We start from the raw sequence: 15,002 nt of genomic DNA on the forward strand, positions 1-15,002 counted from the left end.
TTACGGTCTGGGCCAAAATCAGGCACAAATGAACGTGAGGTGGCCGGCGTGCTCCGATCCCTGCTCGTCGTGGTGGCGGGCCTGTTACCCGCGCTCGTCTCTCCCGGGGCCGCATCCGCCGCCCCCTCCCGCTGCGGCGACCCCGCCGTCACCACCTACGGCCCGGCCTCCGTCACCGCCGCCATCGTCGGCGCCGCCGTGCACGAGGGCCGCGCCTACGTCGTCAGCCGCGGCCCCAAGCCGCCCGTGATCGCCGAGATCGACCTGGCCACCCGCAAGGTCGTCAGGAGCGCCACGCTGCCCGACGGCCCCGCCGACGGCGAGCCCGAGGGCGGCTGGGCCGTCGCCGTGTCCGGCGGCAAGGTCTACGTCGGCACCTACCCCGTCCCCGACCTCTACAGCTTCGACATCGCCACCGGCGAGGTGGCCCACCTGCACTCCTTCGGCAAGGTCGGCGGCTTCGTGTGGAGCCTGGCCGCGGCCCCCGACGGCACGCTGTACGCCGGCACCTCCTCCGACGGGCGGGTGTGGGAGTACGTCCCCGGCACCGGCGCCGTCCGCCGCTACGGCGTGCTGGCCCAGGGCGAGCACTACGTGCGCGCCGTGGCCGCCGACGACCGCTACGTCTACGCGGGCCTGCTGGAGAAGAAGCTGCTCGTGCGGGTCGACCGCGTCAGCGGCGAGGTCACCCGGCTCGCCGAGGCCGGCGCCGCGTTCGGCGTCGTCACCCTCAACGGCGACCGCGTGGTGGCCGCCGCCGGGCCCGAGCTGATCGACGTCCGCAAGGACGGCACCGACCTGCGGCGGGTCACCGTCGAGACCGGGCTGCTCGACGCGCTCACCCCGGCCGCCGACGGCTCCGTCTACGCCGCCTCCCGCCCCGACGGCGCCGTCCACCGCTACCGCACCGGCGACAGCGCGCTCACCCGGGTCGCCGCCCCGCCCTCCTACGGCGACGAGACCCGCCTGCTCCACGTGACCGGCGAGAACGCGGTGCTGTCGTTCGCCGGCAGCGGCGGCCTGTGGGCGCTGGACGGCGGCACCGGCGCGGCCGAGTTCACCGACCTCATCGACGCGGGCATGCCGGCCGGCGCCGAGCGCACCCAGAGCATGGTGCTCGTCCCCGGCCGCGCCGTCTACGCCGGTGGCCACTTCGCCCTCGACATCCGCGACCTGCGCACCGGCGAGCAGCGCCGGATCCGGGTCCCCGGCGAGCCCAAGGCCATGGTCAGGGCGGGGGACAAGGTCTACGCCGCCATGTACCCCACCGGCGAGATCGTCTCCGTCGACGTGCGCACCGACGAGGTCCGCAGCCTCGGCTACCTCGGCCACGACCAGAAGCGGCCCTGGGACATCGAGTACGACCCGCGCACCGGCAAGCTCCTGGTCGCCACCTCGTCGCTGTCGGCGAGCGTCCCCGGCGCGCTGTCGGTCGTCGACCCGCGGACCGGCGCCAAGGACGTGTACGCCGGCGTCATCCCCGGCCAGAACCTCATGAGCCTGGCCCTCGACGAGGAGCGGGGCGTCGTCTACCTGGCCGGCGACGTGTTCGGCACCAGCACGCCGACCGCCTCCGTCGCCGCCTTCGACCTGGCCCGCCGCACCGTCCTCTGGCGGGCCGACCCGATGCCGGGCCACCGCACCTTCCAGGACGTCAAGCTGCACAAGGGCCTGCTGTACGCGTCGTTCAAGCGCGAGTCGGGCGCCTGGATGGCGATGGACCCCGAGACGCGGCAGGTCGTGCGGCAGGGCACGATCTCCGGCTACGGTGAGCTGACCACGCACCGGGGCCGCCTGTTCGCCTCGGTCTTCCGGGGCGGCGGCAACGCCTACGAGCTCGACGCCGGGCGCGGGGCCACGCTGCTGGCCACCGGGCTGGGCGACGAGTGGCACACCAATCCGCAGCTCCACTTCGAGCCCGGCTCCTGGAACGCCTGGGCGATCGTGGGGCGTGACCTGGCCCGCGTCCGGCTCGACCCGCGCTGCCCGCCCTTGACGCTCCCCGCCGGCACGTCGTAGGTTTCGGTCTGTGCCGAAATTGATCGTGGACGCCCACCGGCTGGCCGGTCCCGTGCCGTTCGACGACCTGCCGGTGGACCCGCGGCCCGACCTGGACCGCCTGGGCATCGACCGGGCCCTCGTGACCCACACCCTCAGCCTCTACTCCGACGCCGAGGCGGGCAACGACGCCCTCTTCGCGCTGTCGGACCCCCGGCTCGAACCGGTGCCCGTCGTGGTGCCGGCCGTGCCGGGGGCGTGCACCCCCGCCACGCCCGCCGCCGTGCGGGCGTGGGGGGCGCGCATGGTGCGGCTCTGCCCCGAACGGCACCGGTTCGACCTCACCGGCCCGATCGCGCTCCGCTGGCTCGCCGCCCTCCGCGACGGCGCTCTCCGCGACGGCGATACGGGGAGTGACGCCGGGCCGGGACGGCCGCCCGTCGTCGCCGTCGACCTCGACGAGACCAGCCCCGCCCAGCTCCGCACCCTCGCCGACCGGCTGCCCGGCCAGCGGATCCTCGTGCTGAACCCCGGCTACCGCCGCCTGCGCGCGCTGGCCGAGCTCATGGCCGAGGCGCCGGACGTCTGGGTGGAGATCGGCACCGTCAACACCCAGGGCGGCGTGGAATGGCTGGCCGAACGGTTCGGCGCCGAGCGGCTGGTGTTCGGCACCGGCGCCCCGGTCGCCGACGACTGCGGCCCGCGCTTCCTGCTCGACCACCTCGACCTCACGCCGCACGAGACCGACCTGATCGCCGCCGGGTCCCTCGCCGCGCTGCTCGGAGACCGCCGATGATCCTCGACGCGCACGGCCACGTCGGCACCTGGCCCGACTTCCTCATCCCCGACCCCACCGCCGAGGGCCTGGTCGCCACCATGGACCGGCTCGGCGTCACCGCCGTGGGCATCAGCCACCTGCTCGCCGTCGGCCCCGACGCCGAACGCGGCAACCGGCTCGCCCAGGAGGTCGCCGCCCGCCACCCCGGCCGGTTCGGCGTCTGGCAGGTCTACAACCCCCACCACCGCACCCCGCTGGTCACCGACGGCGTGTGGGGCGTCAAGCTGCACCCCGACGTCCACCAGTGCCGCCTCGACGACCCCCGCTACGAGCCCGTCTGGCGGCTCGGCCTGCCGGTGCTCGCCCACGGCCAGACCGACTCGCCGTGGAGCGACCCCGCCCAGTTCGCCACCGTCGCCGCCCGGCACCCGGACGTGCCGCTCCTCATGGGCCACACCGGGCTGTGGCCGAACGGCTTCGCCCGCGCCGCCCGCCTGGTGGCGGACCACCCCAGCGTCCACCTGGAGGTGTGCGGCTCCAAGTCGACCGGCCGCTGGATCGCCCGCCTGGTGGAGCTGGCCGGGGCCGGACGTGTCGTGTTCGGCACCGATGCCTGCTTTCTCGACATGCGCCTCGGCTTCGGCCGCCTGGCGCTCGCCCCGCTGTCCGACGCCGACCGCGCCCTCGTCCAGGGCGGCAACCTGGCCCGCCTGCTCGGGAAGGGACTCCCATGACACTCGCCCTGCACGGCGGCACCCCCGTGCGCGCCACCCCGTGGCCCGCCTGGCCGCCGCCCCTCGACGCCGCCCAGCGCGAGCTCGTGACCGGCGTGCTGGACAGCGGCCTGTGGGGCGCCACCCAGGGCGGCTCCCTCGTCGCCGACCTCACCGCCGCGTTCGCCCGCGCCGCCCGCGTTCCGTACGGGGTCGCCGTCGGCAACGCGACGCTGGGCCTGTTCGCCGCGCTCAAGGGCCTGGGCGTGGGCCGGGGCGACGAGGTGATCGTGCCCGCCTACACGTTCGTCGCCTCGGCCACGGCGGTGCTGCTCGCGGGCGCCGTCCCGGTGATCGCGGACGTCGACCCGGAGCACCTGCACCTGTGCCCGCGCGCCGTGGCCGGGGCCGTCACGCCGCGCACCGCCGCCGTCATGCCCGTCCACCTGGCCGGCAGCCCCGCCGCCATGGACGAGCTCGCCGCCGTGGCCGCCCGCCACGGCCTCGCGGTCGTCGAGGACGCCGCCCAGGCCCACGGCGCCGCCTACCGTGGCCGCCCGGTCGGCGGGCTCGGCGACGCCGGCGTCTTCAGCTTCCAGTCCAGCAAGGCGATGACCGCGGGGGAGGGCGGGATGATCGTCTGCCGGGACGAGAGCGCGTACGAGGCCGTCTGGTCGGTGTGCAACGTCGGCCGCCGGCTCGGCGGCCAGTGGTACGGCCACCCGTCGGTGGGCTGGAACCTGCGGCTCACCGAGATCCAGGCCGCGCTCCTGCTGCCGTGGCTGGACCGCCTCGACGGCGAGCTGGCCCGCCGCGACGCGTTCTGCGCGGCGCTCACGGCCGAGCTGGCGCACCTGCCGGTGAGCGCCGTGCCCGCGCCGGAGGGGACCACGCGCGACTCGCGGCACCTGCTCATGCTGCGCGTCGAGGCCCCGGTGGACCGGGACTTCCTGCTGGCCGCCATGGCCGCCGAAGGGGTGCCGCTGGACGCCGGCTACCCGCCGCTGGGCGGCATGGACGCGCTCACCGCCGAGGGGGCGCGCGCCGAGCCCTGCCCGGCCGCCGAGCAGGCCGCCCGCGACGTGGTGTGGGTGCGCCAGTCGATGCTCATGGACGATCCGGCCCGCGCCTCCGACATCGCCGAGGCGCTGGCCAAGGTGCTGTCGGCCTAGATCCGCCGCAGGAGCTCGGCCGCTTCACGGATGTGGCGGTCGCCTCCGCCGGGCGCCGCAAGCCGTACCGGATCACCGGGGACGGCCGCGACGCGCTGCGCGAGGAGGTCGCCGACCTGGTCCGCTCCCGGCCCGCGCGGCCGCGCACGGCGCTCGGCCCGTGCGGCCGCGCACGGCGCTCGACCTGGCGCGGGGGCGTTCGCGGCGGCGTGTCGGCCGGCGCGCTGGTGGCGGTGATCGCGCTCGGGCGCCGCCGGGCCGTGCCGGAGCTCCAGGAGATCTATATTCGGCCCCAACCGTAACCGGACTATTGACGGAAAAACCGTTCCTTCCTAGGTTTCGGTCATGACCTTAATCAAGCGAGCGTTCGCCGCCGCCGTGGCCGCCGTGGTGCTGGCCGCGCCGGCCGCCCCCGCGCACGCCGATGACCGGCTCACCGACCTGGGGGTGCCGCTGCAGGACGTGCTGCTCCTCGGCGGCACCGTCGCCCCCGGACCCGGCGGCACGCCCGTGCTCTGGGCCGCCTCCTCCGGGGCCCCGGCCCACCTCAACGCCGTCGACCCCGCCACCGGCGCCGAGGTGACCCGGCTCGACCTGCCCGGCGCCGCCGGAGCCTGGGCGGTGGACGCCACGCCCGACGGCAGCGTCTACGCCGGCACCTACGGCGACGGCCGCCTCTACCGCTGGACCCCCGGCGGCGGCGTCACCGACCTGGGCCGCCCGATCGCCTCGGAGAACTTCATCTGGTCCGTGGCCGCCGGCGAGGGCGCCACCGTCTACGGCGGCACCTACCCGGGCGGACGCCTGTTCGCCTACGACCCGGCCACCGGCGTGCGCGACTACGGCAAGCTGTCGCCGTCCCACTCCTACGTCCGCAGCGTCTCCTACGCCGACGGCAAGATCTACGCGGGCACCGAGAACCCGGCCGCCCTGTTCGAGGTCGACGCCGCCTCCGGCGCGGTCCGCCGGCTGCCGGCCCCGCCCGGCATCGACCTGACGGACCGGTGGGCCTACGACGTCGACGTGGAGGCCGGCTACCTGTACGTCCGGCTCGGCAGCGCGTTCCCGGCGCCGCTGCACGTGTGGGACATCGCGGCCGGCGCCTGGGTGGACGCGCTGGAGACGGCCCACGGCCTCGACGTGTCGCCGCCCGACGACGAAGGCAGGGTCTACTTTGTAAAGGCGGGCGAGCTGGTCAGGTACGACCCGCGCACCAAGGCCGTCACGCCGACGGGGATGCCGTTCGTCGGCCGGGTGGCCAACACGCGCGGCATCGGCTGGGCCGAGCTGGGCCTGCCCGACTACCCGGGCAAGAGCCTGGTGGGCCTGCTGTGGCGCGGCATGATGTTCCGCTACAACCCGCAGACCGGGGCCAAGTCGTTCGTCCAGTCCGGGATCAAGGGCGAGCCGATCGACGTCACCGCCATCGCCGACGGCCCCGACGGGCGCGTCTACACCGGCGGCTTCCTCAACGGCGGCTTCGCCGCCCTGGACCCCGGCACCGGCGAGAGGGAGGAGTTCCACACCTTCTCCCAGACCGAGGCGCTGGCCACGCACCGGGGCAAGCTCTACGTCGGCGCCTACCCGGACGCCCGCCTCTACGCCTACGACCCGGCGCTGCCCTGGAACAGCCCCGAGTACTCGCCCAGCCCCGAGCCCGGCCCGGCGCCGAACCCGGCCAGGCTCGCCGACTTCGCCGCCGACAAGCAGATCAGGCCCCGCGCCCTGACCTCCGCCGGTAAGTACCTGGCCGCAGGCACCATGCCCGACCTGGGGCACCTCGGCGGCGTCCTGGCCCTGTGGGACCCGGAGACCGGCGCGCTCAAGCACGCCGAGCGCAACGTGGTCAAGGACCAGAGCATCGTCTCGCTCGCCTACCGCGACGGCGTCCTGTACGGCGGCACCTCCATCTACAGCGGTCAGTCGGCGACCGAGCCCACCCAGCCGGAGGCCAAGCTGTTCGCCTGGTCGGTCAGGCACGACAAGCTGCTGTGGGAGATCGTCCCGGCCCCCGGCAAGCCCGCGATCCCGGCGCTGACCTTCGACGACCGCGGCCGCCTGTGGGGCATCGCGGGCGGCGAGGTGTTCGGCGTGAACGTCCACGCGCGCAAGGTGGTCGACCGCCTCACGCTCTCCGCCGGCTCCAGCTCCGGCGGCCAGCTCGCCTTCAACGCCGCGGACAGGCTCCTGTACGGGGCGCACGCGGGCAAGGAGGCGTTCACCCTCGACCCGAGGACGCTGGCGCGGGCCGTGATCAAGCAGGGGCCGGTGCACCACCTGGCGGTGCACCGGTCGGGAGACGTGTACTTCGCCGAGGGTCCGAAGCTGTTCCGCTACCGGCCCTGAGCCTAGGATCGATCCCGGACCCAGCCTGCCGGGAGGACCGCCGTTGGACGTCGTCCCCTTCGACAGCGCGCCGGCCGAGCCCGCCGGCCGGCTGCTCGCCGACGCGCACCCGGGCGAGCCGGGGCGTGGCGGGCTCGACCCGGCGGCGGCCCGGCGCCGGCACTTCCGGACGGAATGAGGGGGCGCGATGCACGCCACGGGACCGTCGCGGATCATCGCGGTGCGGCACGGCGAGAGCGAGGCCAACCTGGCCTACCGGGAGGCCGGTGACGAGCCGCTGGTCTACGGGCGGGGCGACGACGAGGTCACGCTGACGCCGCTCGGCAGGGAGCAGGCCGCGGCGCTCGGCGCGCTGCTGGCCGCGCTGCCGGAGGAGGAGGCGCCCGACCTGGTCCGCTGCTCGCCCTTCCGGCGGGCGCTCGACACCTGGGCGATCGCGCGCCGGGTGTGGGGCGCCGATCCGCCGGTGACGGTGGACGAGCGGCTGCGCGACCGCGGCAGGGGAGAGCTGGGCCGCTACAACGAGGCGGCGATCGCGCTGCGCCGCCCGGAGGAGCTGGCCCGGCTGCGGGCCGAGGGCGAATACCGCTACCGGCCGCCCGGCGGGGAGTCGTTCGGCGACGTGGCCGCCCGCGTCCGTGACTTCCTGGCGGGCCTGCGCGGGCGGGCCGACGGGCGGCGGGTGCTGATCGTGGCGCACGACGCGGTGGTGCTGGCGCTGCGCCACGTCATCGCCGAGGCGCCCGACGCCGATCTGGCGGAGCTGGACGCGTTCACGCCGATCCGCAACGGCTCGGTCTCCACCTGGCACACGGTCGGCGGCCGGCTGACGCTGCTTGACTTCAACGCCGGGGGCCACCTGTAGGGGTCAGGTGGTGACGATCTCGTCGGCGCGCGCCCGGGTGCCGTCGGCGGCGAACCACGCCTCCTCCTTGGCGAACCACGTCCGCCAGCTCGGCTCCAGGTGGGCGCCGTCGCGCGCCAGCACCCGGCGCAGCCGGACGTCCTCGTCGGCCTCGACCCAGACGGTGAAGGCGAGCAGGTGGGCGGCCGACGCCCTGGCGGTGCCGACGCCCTCGATGATCAGCGTGGGAGCGACCGGCACCACGATCCGCCCGGTGTAGGCGGCCCGTACCCAGTCGTAGCGCCGGAAGGCGCCGGGGCGGCCCTGGCCGAGCGGGCGCAGGACCTGCTCGTCGAGAGCGGCGAACCAGGTTTCCGGGCCGTCGTCCCAGTGCACGGGGAAGTCGTCGCTGTGCACCACCTGGCAGCCGAGCGCGGCGGCGAGCGCGCCGGCGAACGTGGTCTTGCCGGAGCCGGCCGGACCGTCGACGGCGACGACGCGGACCGGGCCGCACGACGGTGGGCGTTCGAGGACGCGCCGGGCCAGGGATTCCACGCACTCAGGGTAGGAGGAGACTGGAGTGCGGAGGCGAGGAGATATGCTTCCGCTTCCGAACCGGCTGGAGGTTGATCTTGCGCGGACCCCTGGGTGACATCGTCGTGCTCGACCTTTCCAGGGCCCTCGCGGGCCCGCACGCCGCGCAGATGCTCGGCGACCTGGGCGCCAGGGTCATCAAGGTGGAGCACCCCGACGGGGGAGACGAGTCGCGGGGGTGGGGACCGCCCTTCGTCGGCCCGGACGAGGAAATTTCGACATATTTCCTGGCGGCGAATCGTAACAAGCAGTCCATCGCCGTGGATTTGAAGTCCGACGCGGGCAGAGACCTCGTCGAACGGCTGGTCCGCCGCAGCGACGTGCTGGTGGAGAACTTCCGCACCGGGGTGCTCGACCGGCTGGGCCTGCCGGTCGAGCGGCTGCACGAGCTCAACCCTCGCCTGGTCGTCCTGTCCATCACCGGGTTCGGGCACGACGGCCCCGAGGGCGGCCGGCCGGGATACGACCAGATCGCGCAGGGGGAGGCTGGGCTGATGTCGCTGACCGGGCCGCCCGGGGAGCCCCACCGCGTGGGCGCCTCGGTGGCCGACCTGCTGGCGGGCATCCACGGTGCGTACGGGGTGGTCGCCGCCCTGTACGAGCGCGAGCGCACCGGCCGGGGCCGGGTCGTGCGGACGTCGCTGCTGGCGGCGGTCACCGGCGTGCACTCCTACCACGGCACCGCCTGGACCGTCGGCGGGCGGGTGCCCGCGGCGGGCGGCAACCACCACGCCACGATCGCCCCCTACGGAGCCTTCCGCTGCGCCGACGGCATGCTGCAGATCGCCGCGGCGAACGACGGCCAGTGGAAGAAGGTCGCCGCGCTACTCGACATTGACCCTGATATGGCGAAATATGCGACCAACAGGGACCGATTCACGCACCGGGATGAGCTGATCGCCGACATGGAGAAGGCCCTGGCCGCCCACGACCGCGCCCACTGGCTGGCCAGGCTGGGAGAGGCCGGCGTGCCCGCGGGCGCGATCCGGTCCATCGACGAGGTCTACGCCTGGGAGCAGACCCGCTCGCAGGGCCTCGTGGTGGAGGTCGACCACCCGGTGCTCGGCCCCATCGAGCTGCCGGGGCCGCCGCTGCGCTTCGACGGCCTCGACGGCGTGAGACACACGCCGCCCCCGGCCCTCGGCCAGGACGGCGACGCGGTGCTGCGCTGGCTCACGGAGCTCGAAGAGCGGGAGCGATGACGGCGATCCGGCGGCACCGCACGAGGAGCTCGTGCGTCAACCTTGCATCACCGGCTGACGAGAGGGAGCGATGGTGAGCCGTCCGGACGCGCGCACACTGATCGACACGGTCCTCGACGGGGGCTCGTGGAAGTCGTGGGACGCGCCTCCCGCCGACCCGGCCGAGCCGGGCTCCTCCTACGCCGAGGAGCTGGCCGCGGCCCGGGTCAAATCCGGCTACGACGAGGCCGTGCTGACCGGCGAAGGGCTGCTCGGCGGGCGCCGCGTGGCCGTCGTGGCGTCGGAGTTCTCGTTCATGGCCGGGTCGATCGGCGTGGCGGCCGCCGAGCGGATCGTCGCCGCCGTCGAGCGGGCCACCCGCGAACGGCTGCCGCTGCTGGCCGCGCCCGCCTCGGGCGGCACCCGCATGCAGGAGGGCGCGACCGCGTTCGTCCAGATGGTCAAGATCACCGCGGCGGTGCAGCAGTTGCGCGCGGCGGGCCTGCCGTTCGTCGTCTACCTGCGCCATCCGACGACCGGCGGCGTGTTCGCCTCCTGGGGTTCGCTCGGGCACGTGACGGCGGCCGAGCCGGGCGCGCTCATCGGGTTCCTCGGGCCGAGGGTGTTCGAGTCGCTGCACGGCTACCCGTTCCCGGCGGGCGTGCAGGTGGCGGAGAACCTGTTCGAGCACGGCCTCATCGACGCCGTCGTCGCCGCCGAGGACGCCCGCGAGATCGCGATCAGGGCGCTGTCGGTGCTGTCGGCCGAGCGCCGCGGCCTCGACCCCGGCCCCGCCCCCGAGGAGGACCTGCGGCCCGTCGAGGCGTGGGAGGCCATCACCCGCTCCCGCCGCGACGACCGGCCCGGCGTGCGGGCGCTGCTCAAGCTCGCCGCCACCGACGTGACCCCGCTCAGCGGCAGCGGCGAGGGCGAGAACGAGCCCGGCCTGGTGCTGGCCCTGGCCAGGTTCGGCGACGCCCCGGTCGTGCTGCTCGGCCAGGACCGCCAGCACCAGCGTGCCCGCTCACCCCTCGGCCCCGCCGGGCTGCGGGTCGCCAGGCGCGGCATGCGGCTGGCCGCCGAGCTGGGGCTGCCCCTGGTCACCGTCATCGACACGGCCGGCGCGGCGCTGTCGAAGTCCGCCGAGGAAGGCGGCCTGTCCGGCGAGATCGCCCGCTGCCTGGCCGAGCTGGTCATGCTCGACGCGCCCACGGTCTGCCTGCTGCTCGGCGAGGGCGCCGGCGGCGCCGCGCTGGCCCTGCTGCCCGCCGACCGGGTGCTGTGCGCGCAGCACGCCTGGCTGTCGCCGCTGCCGCCCGAGGGCGCCTCGGCCATCCTCTACCGCAGCGTCGACTTCGCCCCCGAGATCGCCCAGGCGCAGCGGGTGCGCGCCACCGACCTGCGCCGCGACGGCATCGTCGACCGCGTCGTCCCCGAGCTGCCCGACGCCGCCTACGAGCCGCGCGCCTTCTGCGAGCGCGTCGGCCGGGCGCTGGAGCACGAGATCGCCGGCCTGCTCGCCCAGCCACCCGCCGACCGGCTCGCCGCCCGGCTGGCCCGCTACCGCCACCTGGGCGGCTGAGTCACGGCACCGGGACGCGCTCGACGCGGATGGAGACGACCTCCTCGCGCGGCACCACGACCTCGTAGGCGCCGTGGTCGACCATCCAGTAGCCCAGCGCCTCGGCCTTCATCCCGCTGTGGCCGGTGTAGGCGATGTGCAGGCCGTCCTCGTCCTCGTCCAGGACGATGCACGGCTCGCCGCCGAACGCGCCCACGGTGCGCACCAGCACCAGCCACTCCAGCTCCGTACGCGCCACCGTGCGCCGCCAGTAGCCGGAGGCCGCCTCGAACCCGTCGAGCTCCTCCTCGCTGAACAGCACCACCTGCTCGTCCGGACCCAGCGCGGCAGGCAGCGTGCGCTCGCCGAAGCGGGCCACGAACCCGGAGGCGACAGGGATGAGCTCGTCGTTCATGCGGCCGGCCGCCACGTGAGACCGTCGTACTCGGCGAAGGGCCGTTCGCCCTCGGCGGTGACGTGCACGATGCTCGCGCCCGCCGGGATCGGCATCGGCGTCGTGTGGAACTGCGGCACCACGTGCTCGCGCGAGGTGGTGAACCCGTTGCCGGCGAACGGCGGCGCGTCACTCCAGTCGCCGCCCATGTGCGGGCCGTAGGGCACCGCGTAGGTGTCGACGTCACGTGCCTGCCAGCGCATCACGTAGAGCTCGGGCACGCCGGCCGTCAGCTCCGAGCCGTCGAACGACAGGTCGAGGCCGTAGTAGAGCTGCTCGGGCGTGGTCAGCCTGGCGCAGTCCTGCACCCGGTAGACGAAGCCGGAGATGACCGTGCGCTTGCCCGCCAGATAGGGCACCAGCAGACGCGGCGGGACCACCTTCTGCATCTGCGTTCCGCTCATGATGACCACTTTACGGTCGCTCGACCCCGAGCACCCGATGTTCAAGGCATGGCAAGGTCGCGCGGGCGGCCGCGGTGGCCTCCGGATCGAGCTCCACGACCTGCACGCCCGGCGGCGTGCCCAGGTCGGCGCGGACCACGCCCAGCGGGTCGACCAGCATGCTGCGGCCCACGCCGTAGCCGTCGCCGGACTCGGCGGGGTTGGGCGCCTGGCCGACGGCGGCGGTCCACATGGTGTTCTCCAGCGCGCGGGCGCGCACCAGCGTGACCCAGTGGTCCTCCTTGAGCGGCCCCGACCCCCACGCGGCGATCACCGCGAACAGCTCGGCGCCCCGGTCGACCAGCGCCCTGGTCAGCTCGGGGAAGCGGATGTCGTAACAGGTGACGAGCCCCACGCGGAGCCCGGCGAGCTCGACGACCACCGGCTCGGCGCCCGGCGCGACCAGCTCCGACTCCTTGGCGCCGAACGAGTCGAACAGATGGATCTTGCGGTAGGCGGCGCGGATCCCGCCGTCGGCGCCGATCGCGACGGCGGTGTTGCGCACCCGGCCGTCGCCCGGCTCGAACACCCCGGCGATCACCGCGAGGCCGTGCCGCCGCGCCGCCTCGGCCAGGCCGGTCACGAACGGCCCGTCGAGCGGCTCGGCCAGCTCGGTGATCCGCCTGCCGTAGCGGGTGAGCGTGGCCTCGGGGAAGATCGCCAGGTCGGCGCCCTCCGCCTTGGCGAGGGCGTCGCGGACTCGTGTCAGGTTGGCCGCCGGGTCAGGAGACACCGGGATCTGGCAGAGGGCGATTCTCGTCACGGCCCGACTCTAACTTGTTGGGCACGTACCGGAACCAGGTGAGGCACCGCCAGATCCACTCCAGCGGCCCGTAGCGGAAGCGGGCCAGCCACCACCGGCTGAAGACCCCCTGGACGAGCAGCGTCACCGCCGTCAGCCCGAGCACCGACCAGCGGGTCGGGTCGGCGGCCAGCAGCGGCGCGGCCAGCACGATCACCACCGTGCCGCTCACGTAGTTGGTCAGCGCCATTTTGCCCAGCGGCTCCAGCGCCGCCGACAGCCACGGCCGCAGCACCAGCAGCAGCCCCGTCACGTACGCCGACGCCCCGGCGACCGCGCCCGCCAGGTAGAGCGACCAGTCGCCGGTGGAGTTCCAGGCGGCGGTCAGGAACACGACGGCGAGCACGCTCACCACGAACCCCGGCGCCAGCAGCCGCCGCGACGGCCGCAGCCGCATCAGCCCCATGCCGATCAGGAACGCCGCCGGGATCAGCAGCGGCCCGTTGGAGACGAACGGCGGCGCGTCCTCGATGCCCAGGTAGCCGCCGCCCGACATGACGCTCCACGCCAGCAGCGCCACCCCCAGCAGCAGCGGGAGCAGCCCGCCCGGCAGGAACGAGGCGGGCAGCAGCACCAGCACGCCGAAGAACGCGTAGTCGGTCAGCACCTCGCCCGGGTACCACAGGTGCTGGACCAGCCCGAACCCCATCAGCCACGCCAGCCGCCCGGCCAGCGCCCACCGGTCGGACCCGCGCAGGAACAACACGAAGCTGATGCCGAACAGCAGCGAGAAGATCGGGTAGAAGCGGCTCTGGAAGAACGTGTCGACCACCTGGTCGATGCCGGTCTGCGGCTCGTGCGGCGCGTGCTGCCAGGTGTTGACCAGCATGATCCCGCCCACCGCGAACCCGCGGAGGGCGTCGAGCTCACGGATGCGTGCGACGCTGCCCAAGTGAATCACCCTACGGGTAATAGTGTGAGGCTGTGACGGAACCACTTGTCTCCCGGATGCGCTCCTTCGGCACGACGATCTTCGCGGAAATGAGCGCGCTCGCCACCCGCACCGGCGCGATCAACCTGGGCCAGGGCTTCCCCGACACCGACGGCCCGGCCGCCATGCTCGACCGGGCCGTGCACGCGATCCGCTCGGGCGCCAACCAGTACCCGCCGGGCCCCGGCGTGATGGAGCTGCGCCAGGCCGTCTCCGAGCACCGCCGCGAGCACTACGGCCTGTCCTACGACCCGGCCGGCGAGGTGCTCGTCACCGTCGGCGCCACCGAGGCGATCGCCGCCGCCGTCCTGGCGCTGTGCGAGCCCGGCGACGAGGTCATCGCGTTCGAGCCGTACTACGACTCCTACGCGGCCTCGATCGCGCTCGCCCAGGCCCGCCTCGTCGGCGTCACGCTGCGGCCCGTGGCCGGCCGCTTCACGTTCGACCCCGCCGAACTGCGCGCCGCCGTCACCTCCCGCACCCGGGCGATCCTCGTCAACTCCCCGCACAACCCCACCGGCACCGTGCTCACCCGCGACGAGCTGACCGTCATCGCTGATCTGTGCCGCGAGCACGACCTGATCGCCATCACCGACGAGGTGTACGAGCACCTCACGTTCGACGGCGTCGAGCACGTACCACTGGCCACGCTGCCCGGCATGCGCGAGCGCACCGTGATGATCTCCTCGGCGGGCAAGACGTTCTCCGTCACCGGCTGGAAGACCGGCTGGGTGTGCGCGCCCGCGCCGCTCGTGACCGCCGTGCAGTCGGTCAAGCAGTTCCTCACCTTCACCGCGAGCGCGCCCTGGCAGGTCGCCGTCGCCTACGGGCTGCGGCACGAGGGCGCCTGGGTGGCCGCGCTGCGCGACTCCCTCCAGGACAAGCGCGACCGGCTGATGGAGGGCCTGGCGGCGGCCGGGTTCGAGGTGTTCGGGCCGGCCGGGACGTACTTCGTGCAGACCGACATCCGGCCGCTCGGCTTCACCGACGGGCTCGCCTTCACCCAGCGGCTGCCCGAGCTCGCCGGCGTGGTCGCCATCCCCACGCAGGTCTTCTACGAGCACCCCGAACGCGGCCGGCACTTCGTCAGGTTCGCCTTCTGCAAGAAGGACGAGGTCATCGACGAGGCCGTGACCCGGCTCAAGCGCCTGTCGGCCTGAGCCGGGCCGGCCCCGGCCGGTCTCC

General features: G+C 74.3%; 16 protein-coding genes. 11 read left to right on the plus strand and 5 right to left on the minus strand.

Going from position 1 to position 15,002, the window contains the following annotated elements:
- The first annotated feature begins 48 nt into the window (after positions 1–48).
- From ACBI99_RS10445 to ACBI99_RS10480, 8 genes are read left to right on the plus strand one after another with little or no spacing between them, the layout of a single operon-like run.
- Positions 49–2,019: a PQQ-binding-like beta-propeller repeat protein gene (locus ACBI99_RS10445; protein ID WP_375072182.1), complete on the plus strand. Its 1,971-nt coding sequence runs from the start codon at positions 49–51 to the stop codon at positions 2,017–2,019.
- Positions 2,020–2,029: 10 nt separating this feature from the next.
- Positions 2,030–2,794: an amidohydrolase family protein gene (locus tag ACBI99_RS10450; protein ID WP_375072183.1), complete on the plus strand. Its 765-nt coding sequence runs from the start codon at positions 2,030–2,032 to the stop codon at positions 2,792–2,794.
- Positions 2,791–3,510, plus strand: a complete 720-nt coding sequence (locus ACBI99_RS10455; protein ID WP_357589457.1) for an amidohydrolase family protein — start codon at positions 2,791–2,793, stop codon at positions 3,508–3,510. The genes ACBI99_RS10450 and ACBI99_RS10455 overlap by 4 nt, the downstream gene beginning before the upstream one ends.
- Positions 3,507–4,661 carry a DegT/DnrJ/EryC1/StrS aminotransferase family protein gene (locus ACBI99_RS10460; RefSeq protein ID WP_219506651.1) on the plus strand — a complete coding sequence of 385 codons (1,155 nt, stop codon included), beginning with the start codon at positions 3,507–3,509 and terminating at the stop codon, positions 4,659–4,661. Before ACBI99_RS10455 ends, ACBI99_RS10460 begins: the two co-directional genes overlap by 4 nt.
- 32 nt (positions 4,662–4,693) lie before the next feature.
- Positions 4,694–4,963, plus strand: coding sequence for a hypothetical protein (locus ACBI99_RS10465; RefSeq protein ID WP_375072184.1), 270 nt, complete (start codon positions 4,694–4,696; stop codon positions 4,961–4,963).
- A gap of 43 nt (positions 4,964–5,006) precedes the next feature.
- On the plus strand, positions 5,007–7,007 hold the full coding sequence (locus tag ACBI99_RS10470; RefSeq protein ID WP_375072185.1) for a PQQ-binding-like beta-propeller repeat protein: 2,001 nt from the start codon (positions 5,007–5,009) through the stop codon (positions 7,005–7,007).
- Positions 7,008–7,050: 43 nt separating this feature from the next.
- The gene (locus ACBI99_RS10475; RefSeq protein WP_281427039.1) at positions 7,051–7,185 is read left to right on the plus strand and encodes a hypothetical protein; all 135 of its coding nucleotides are present in this window, start codon (positions 7,051–7,053) and stop codon (positions 7,183–7,185) included.
- Between the two features lie 9 nt (positions 7,186–7,194).
- Positions 7,195–7,872 (plus strand): histidine phosphatase family protein, encoded by a 678-nt coding sequence (locus tag ACBI99_RS10480; protein WP_219506647.1) that lies wholly within the window; start codon positions 7,195–7,197, stop codon positions 7,870–7,872.
- Positions 7,873–7,875: 3 nt separating this feature from the next.
- On the opposite strand, the gene ACBI99_RS10485 is transcribed toward ACBI99_RS10480, so the two are convergent.
- Complete coding sequence (locus ACBI99_RS10485; protein ID WP_357589453.1) at positions 7,876–8,406, minus strand: AAA family ATPase; 531 nt, start codon at positions 8,404–8,406, stop codon at positions 7,876–7,878.
- A 77-nt stretch (positions 8,407–8,483) separates the two neighbouring features.
- Between ACBI99_RS10485 and ACBI99_RS10490 the strand changes: the two genes are divergently transcribed.
- Both ACBI99_RS10490 and ACBI99_RS10495 read left to right on the plus strand, forming a co-directional pair.
- Positions 8,484–9,647 (plus strand): CoA transferase, encoded by a 1,164-nt coding sequence (locus ACBI99_RS10490; RefSeq protein WP_357589451.1) that lies wholly within the window; start codon positions 8,484–8,486, stop codon positions 9,645–9,647.
- 70 nt (positions 9,648–9,717) lie between these two features.
- The gene (locus ACBI99_RS10495) at positions 9,718–11,208 is read left to right on the plus strand and encodes a carboxyl transferase domain-containing protein (protein WP_219506642.1); all 1,491 of its coding nucleotides are present in this window, start codon (positions 9,718–9,720) and stop codon (positions 11,206–11,208) included.
- Position 11,209: 1 nt separating this feature from the next.
- Here the strand turns inward: ACBI99_RS10495 and ACBI99_RS10500 are convergent, their stop codons facing one another.
- Genes ACBI99_RS10500 through ACBI99_RS10515 form a run of 4 tightly spaced genes read right to left on the minus strand, consistent with a single transcriptional unit; the run spans position 11,210 to position 13,778 of the window.
- On the minus strand, positions 11,210–11,602 hold the full coding sequence (locus ACBI99_RS10500; protein ID WP_219506640.1) for a hypothetical protein: 393 nt from the start codon (positions 11,600–11,602) through the stop codon (positions 11,210–11,212).
- Positions 11,599–12,045: a hypothetical protein gene (locus ACBI99_RS10505; RefSeq protein ID WP_246645128.1), complete on the minus strand. Its 447-nt coding sequence runs from the start codon at positions 12,043–12,045 to the stop codon at positions 11,599–11,601. The genes ACBI99_RS10500 and ACBI99_RS10505 overlap by 4 nt, the downstream gene beginning before the upstream one ends.
- A 10-nt stretch (positions 12,046–12,055) precedes the next feature.
- Complete coding sequence (locus ACBI99_RS10510) at positions 12,056–12,847, minus strand: carbon-nitrogen hydrolase family protein (RefSeq protein WP_219506638.1); 792 nt, start codon at positions 12,845–12,847, stop codon at positions 12,056–12,058.
- Positions 12,807–13,778, minus strand: a complete 972-nt coding sequence (locus ACBI99_RS10515) for a DUF418 domain-containing protein (protein ID WP_375072186.1) — start codon at positions 13,776–13,778, stop codon at positions 12,807–12,809. Before ACBI99_RS10515 ends, ACBI99_RS10510 begins: the two co-directional genes overlap by 41 nt.
- Before the next feature lie 32 nt (positions 13,779–13,810).
- Between ACBI99_RS10515 and ACBI99_RS10520 the strand changes: the two genes are divergently transcribed.
- A complete protein-coding gene (locus tag ACBI99_RS10520) occupies positions 13,811–14,977 on the plus strand; it encodes a pyridoxal phosphate-dependent aminotransferase (protein ID WP_219506634.1) in 1,167 nt (388 codons plus the stop codon).
- Positions 14,978–15,002: the final 25 nt, after the last annotated feature.

The sequence above is a fragment of the Nonomuraea sp. ATR24 genome (assembly GCF_041950485.1).
GTDB lineage: Bacteria > Actinomycetota > Actinomycetes > Streptosporangiales > Streptosporangiaceae > Nonomuraea > Nonomuraea ceibae.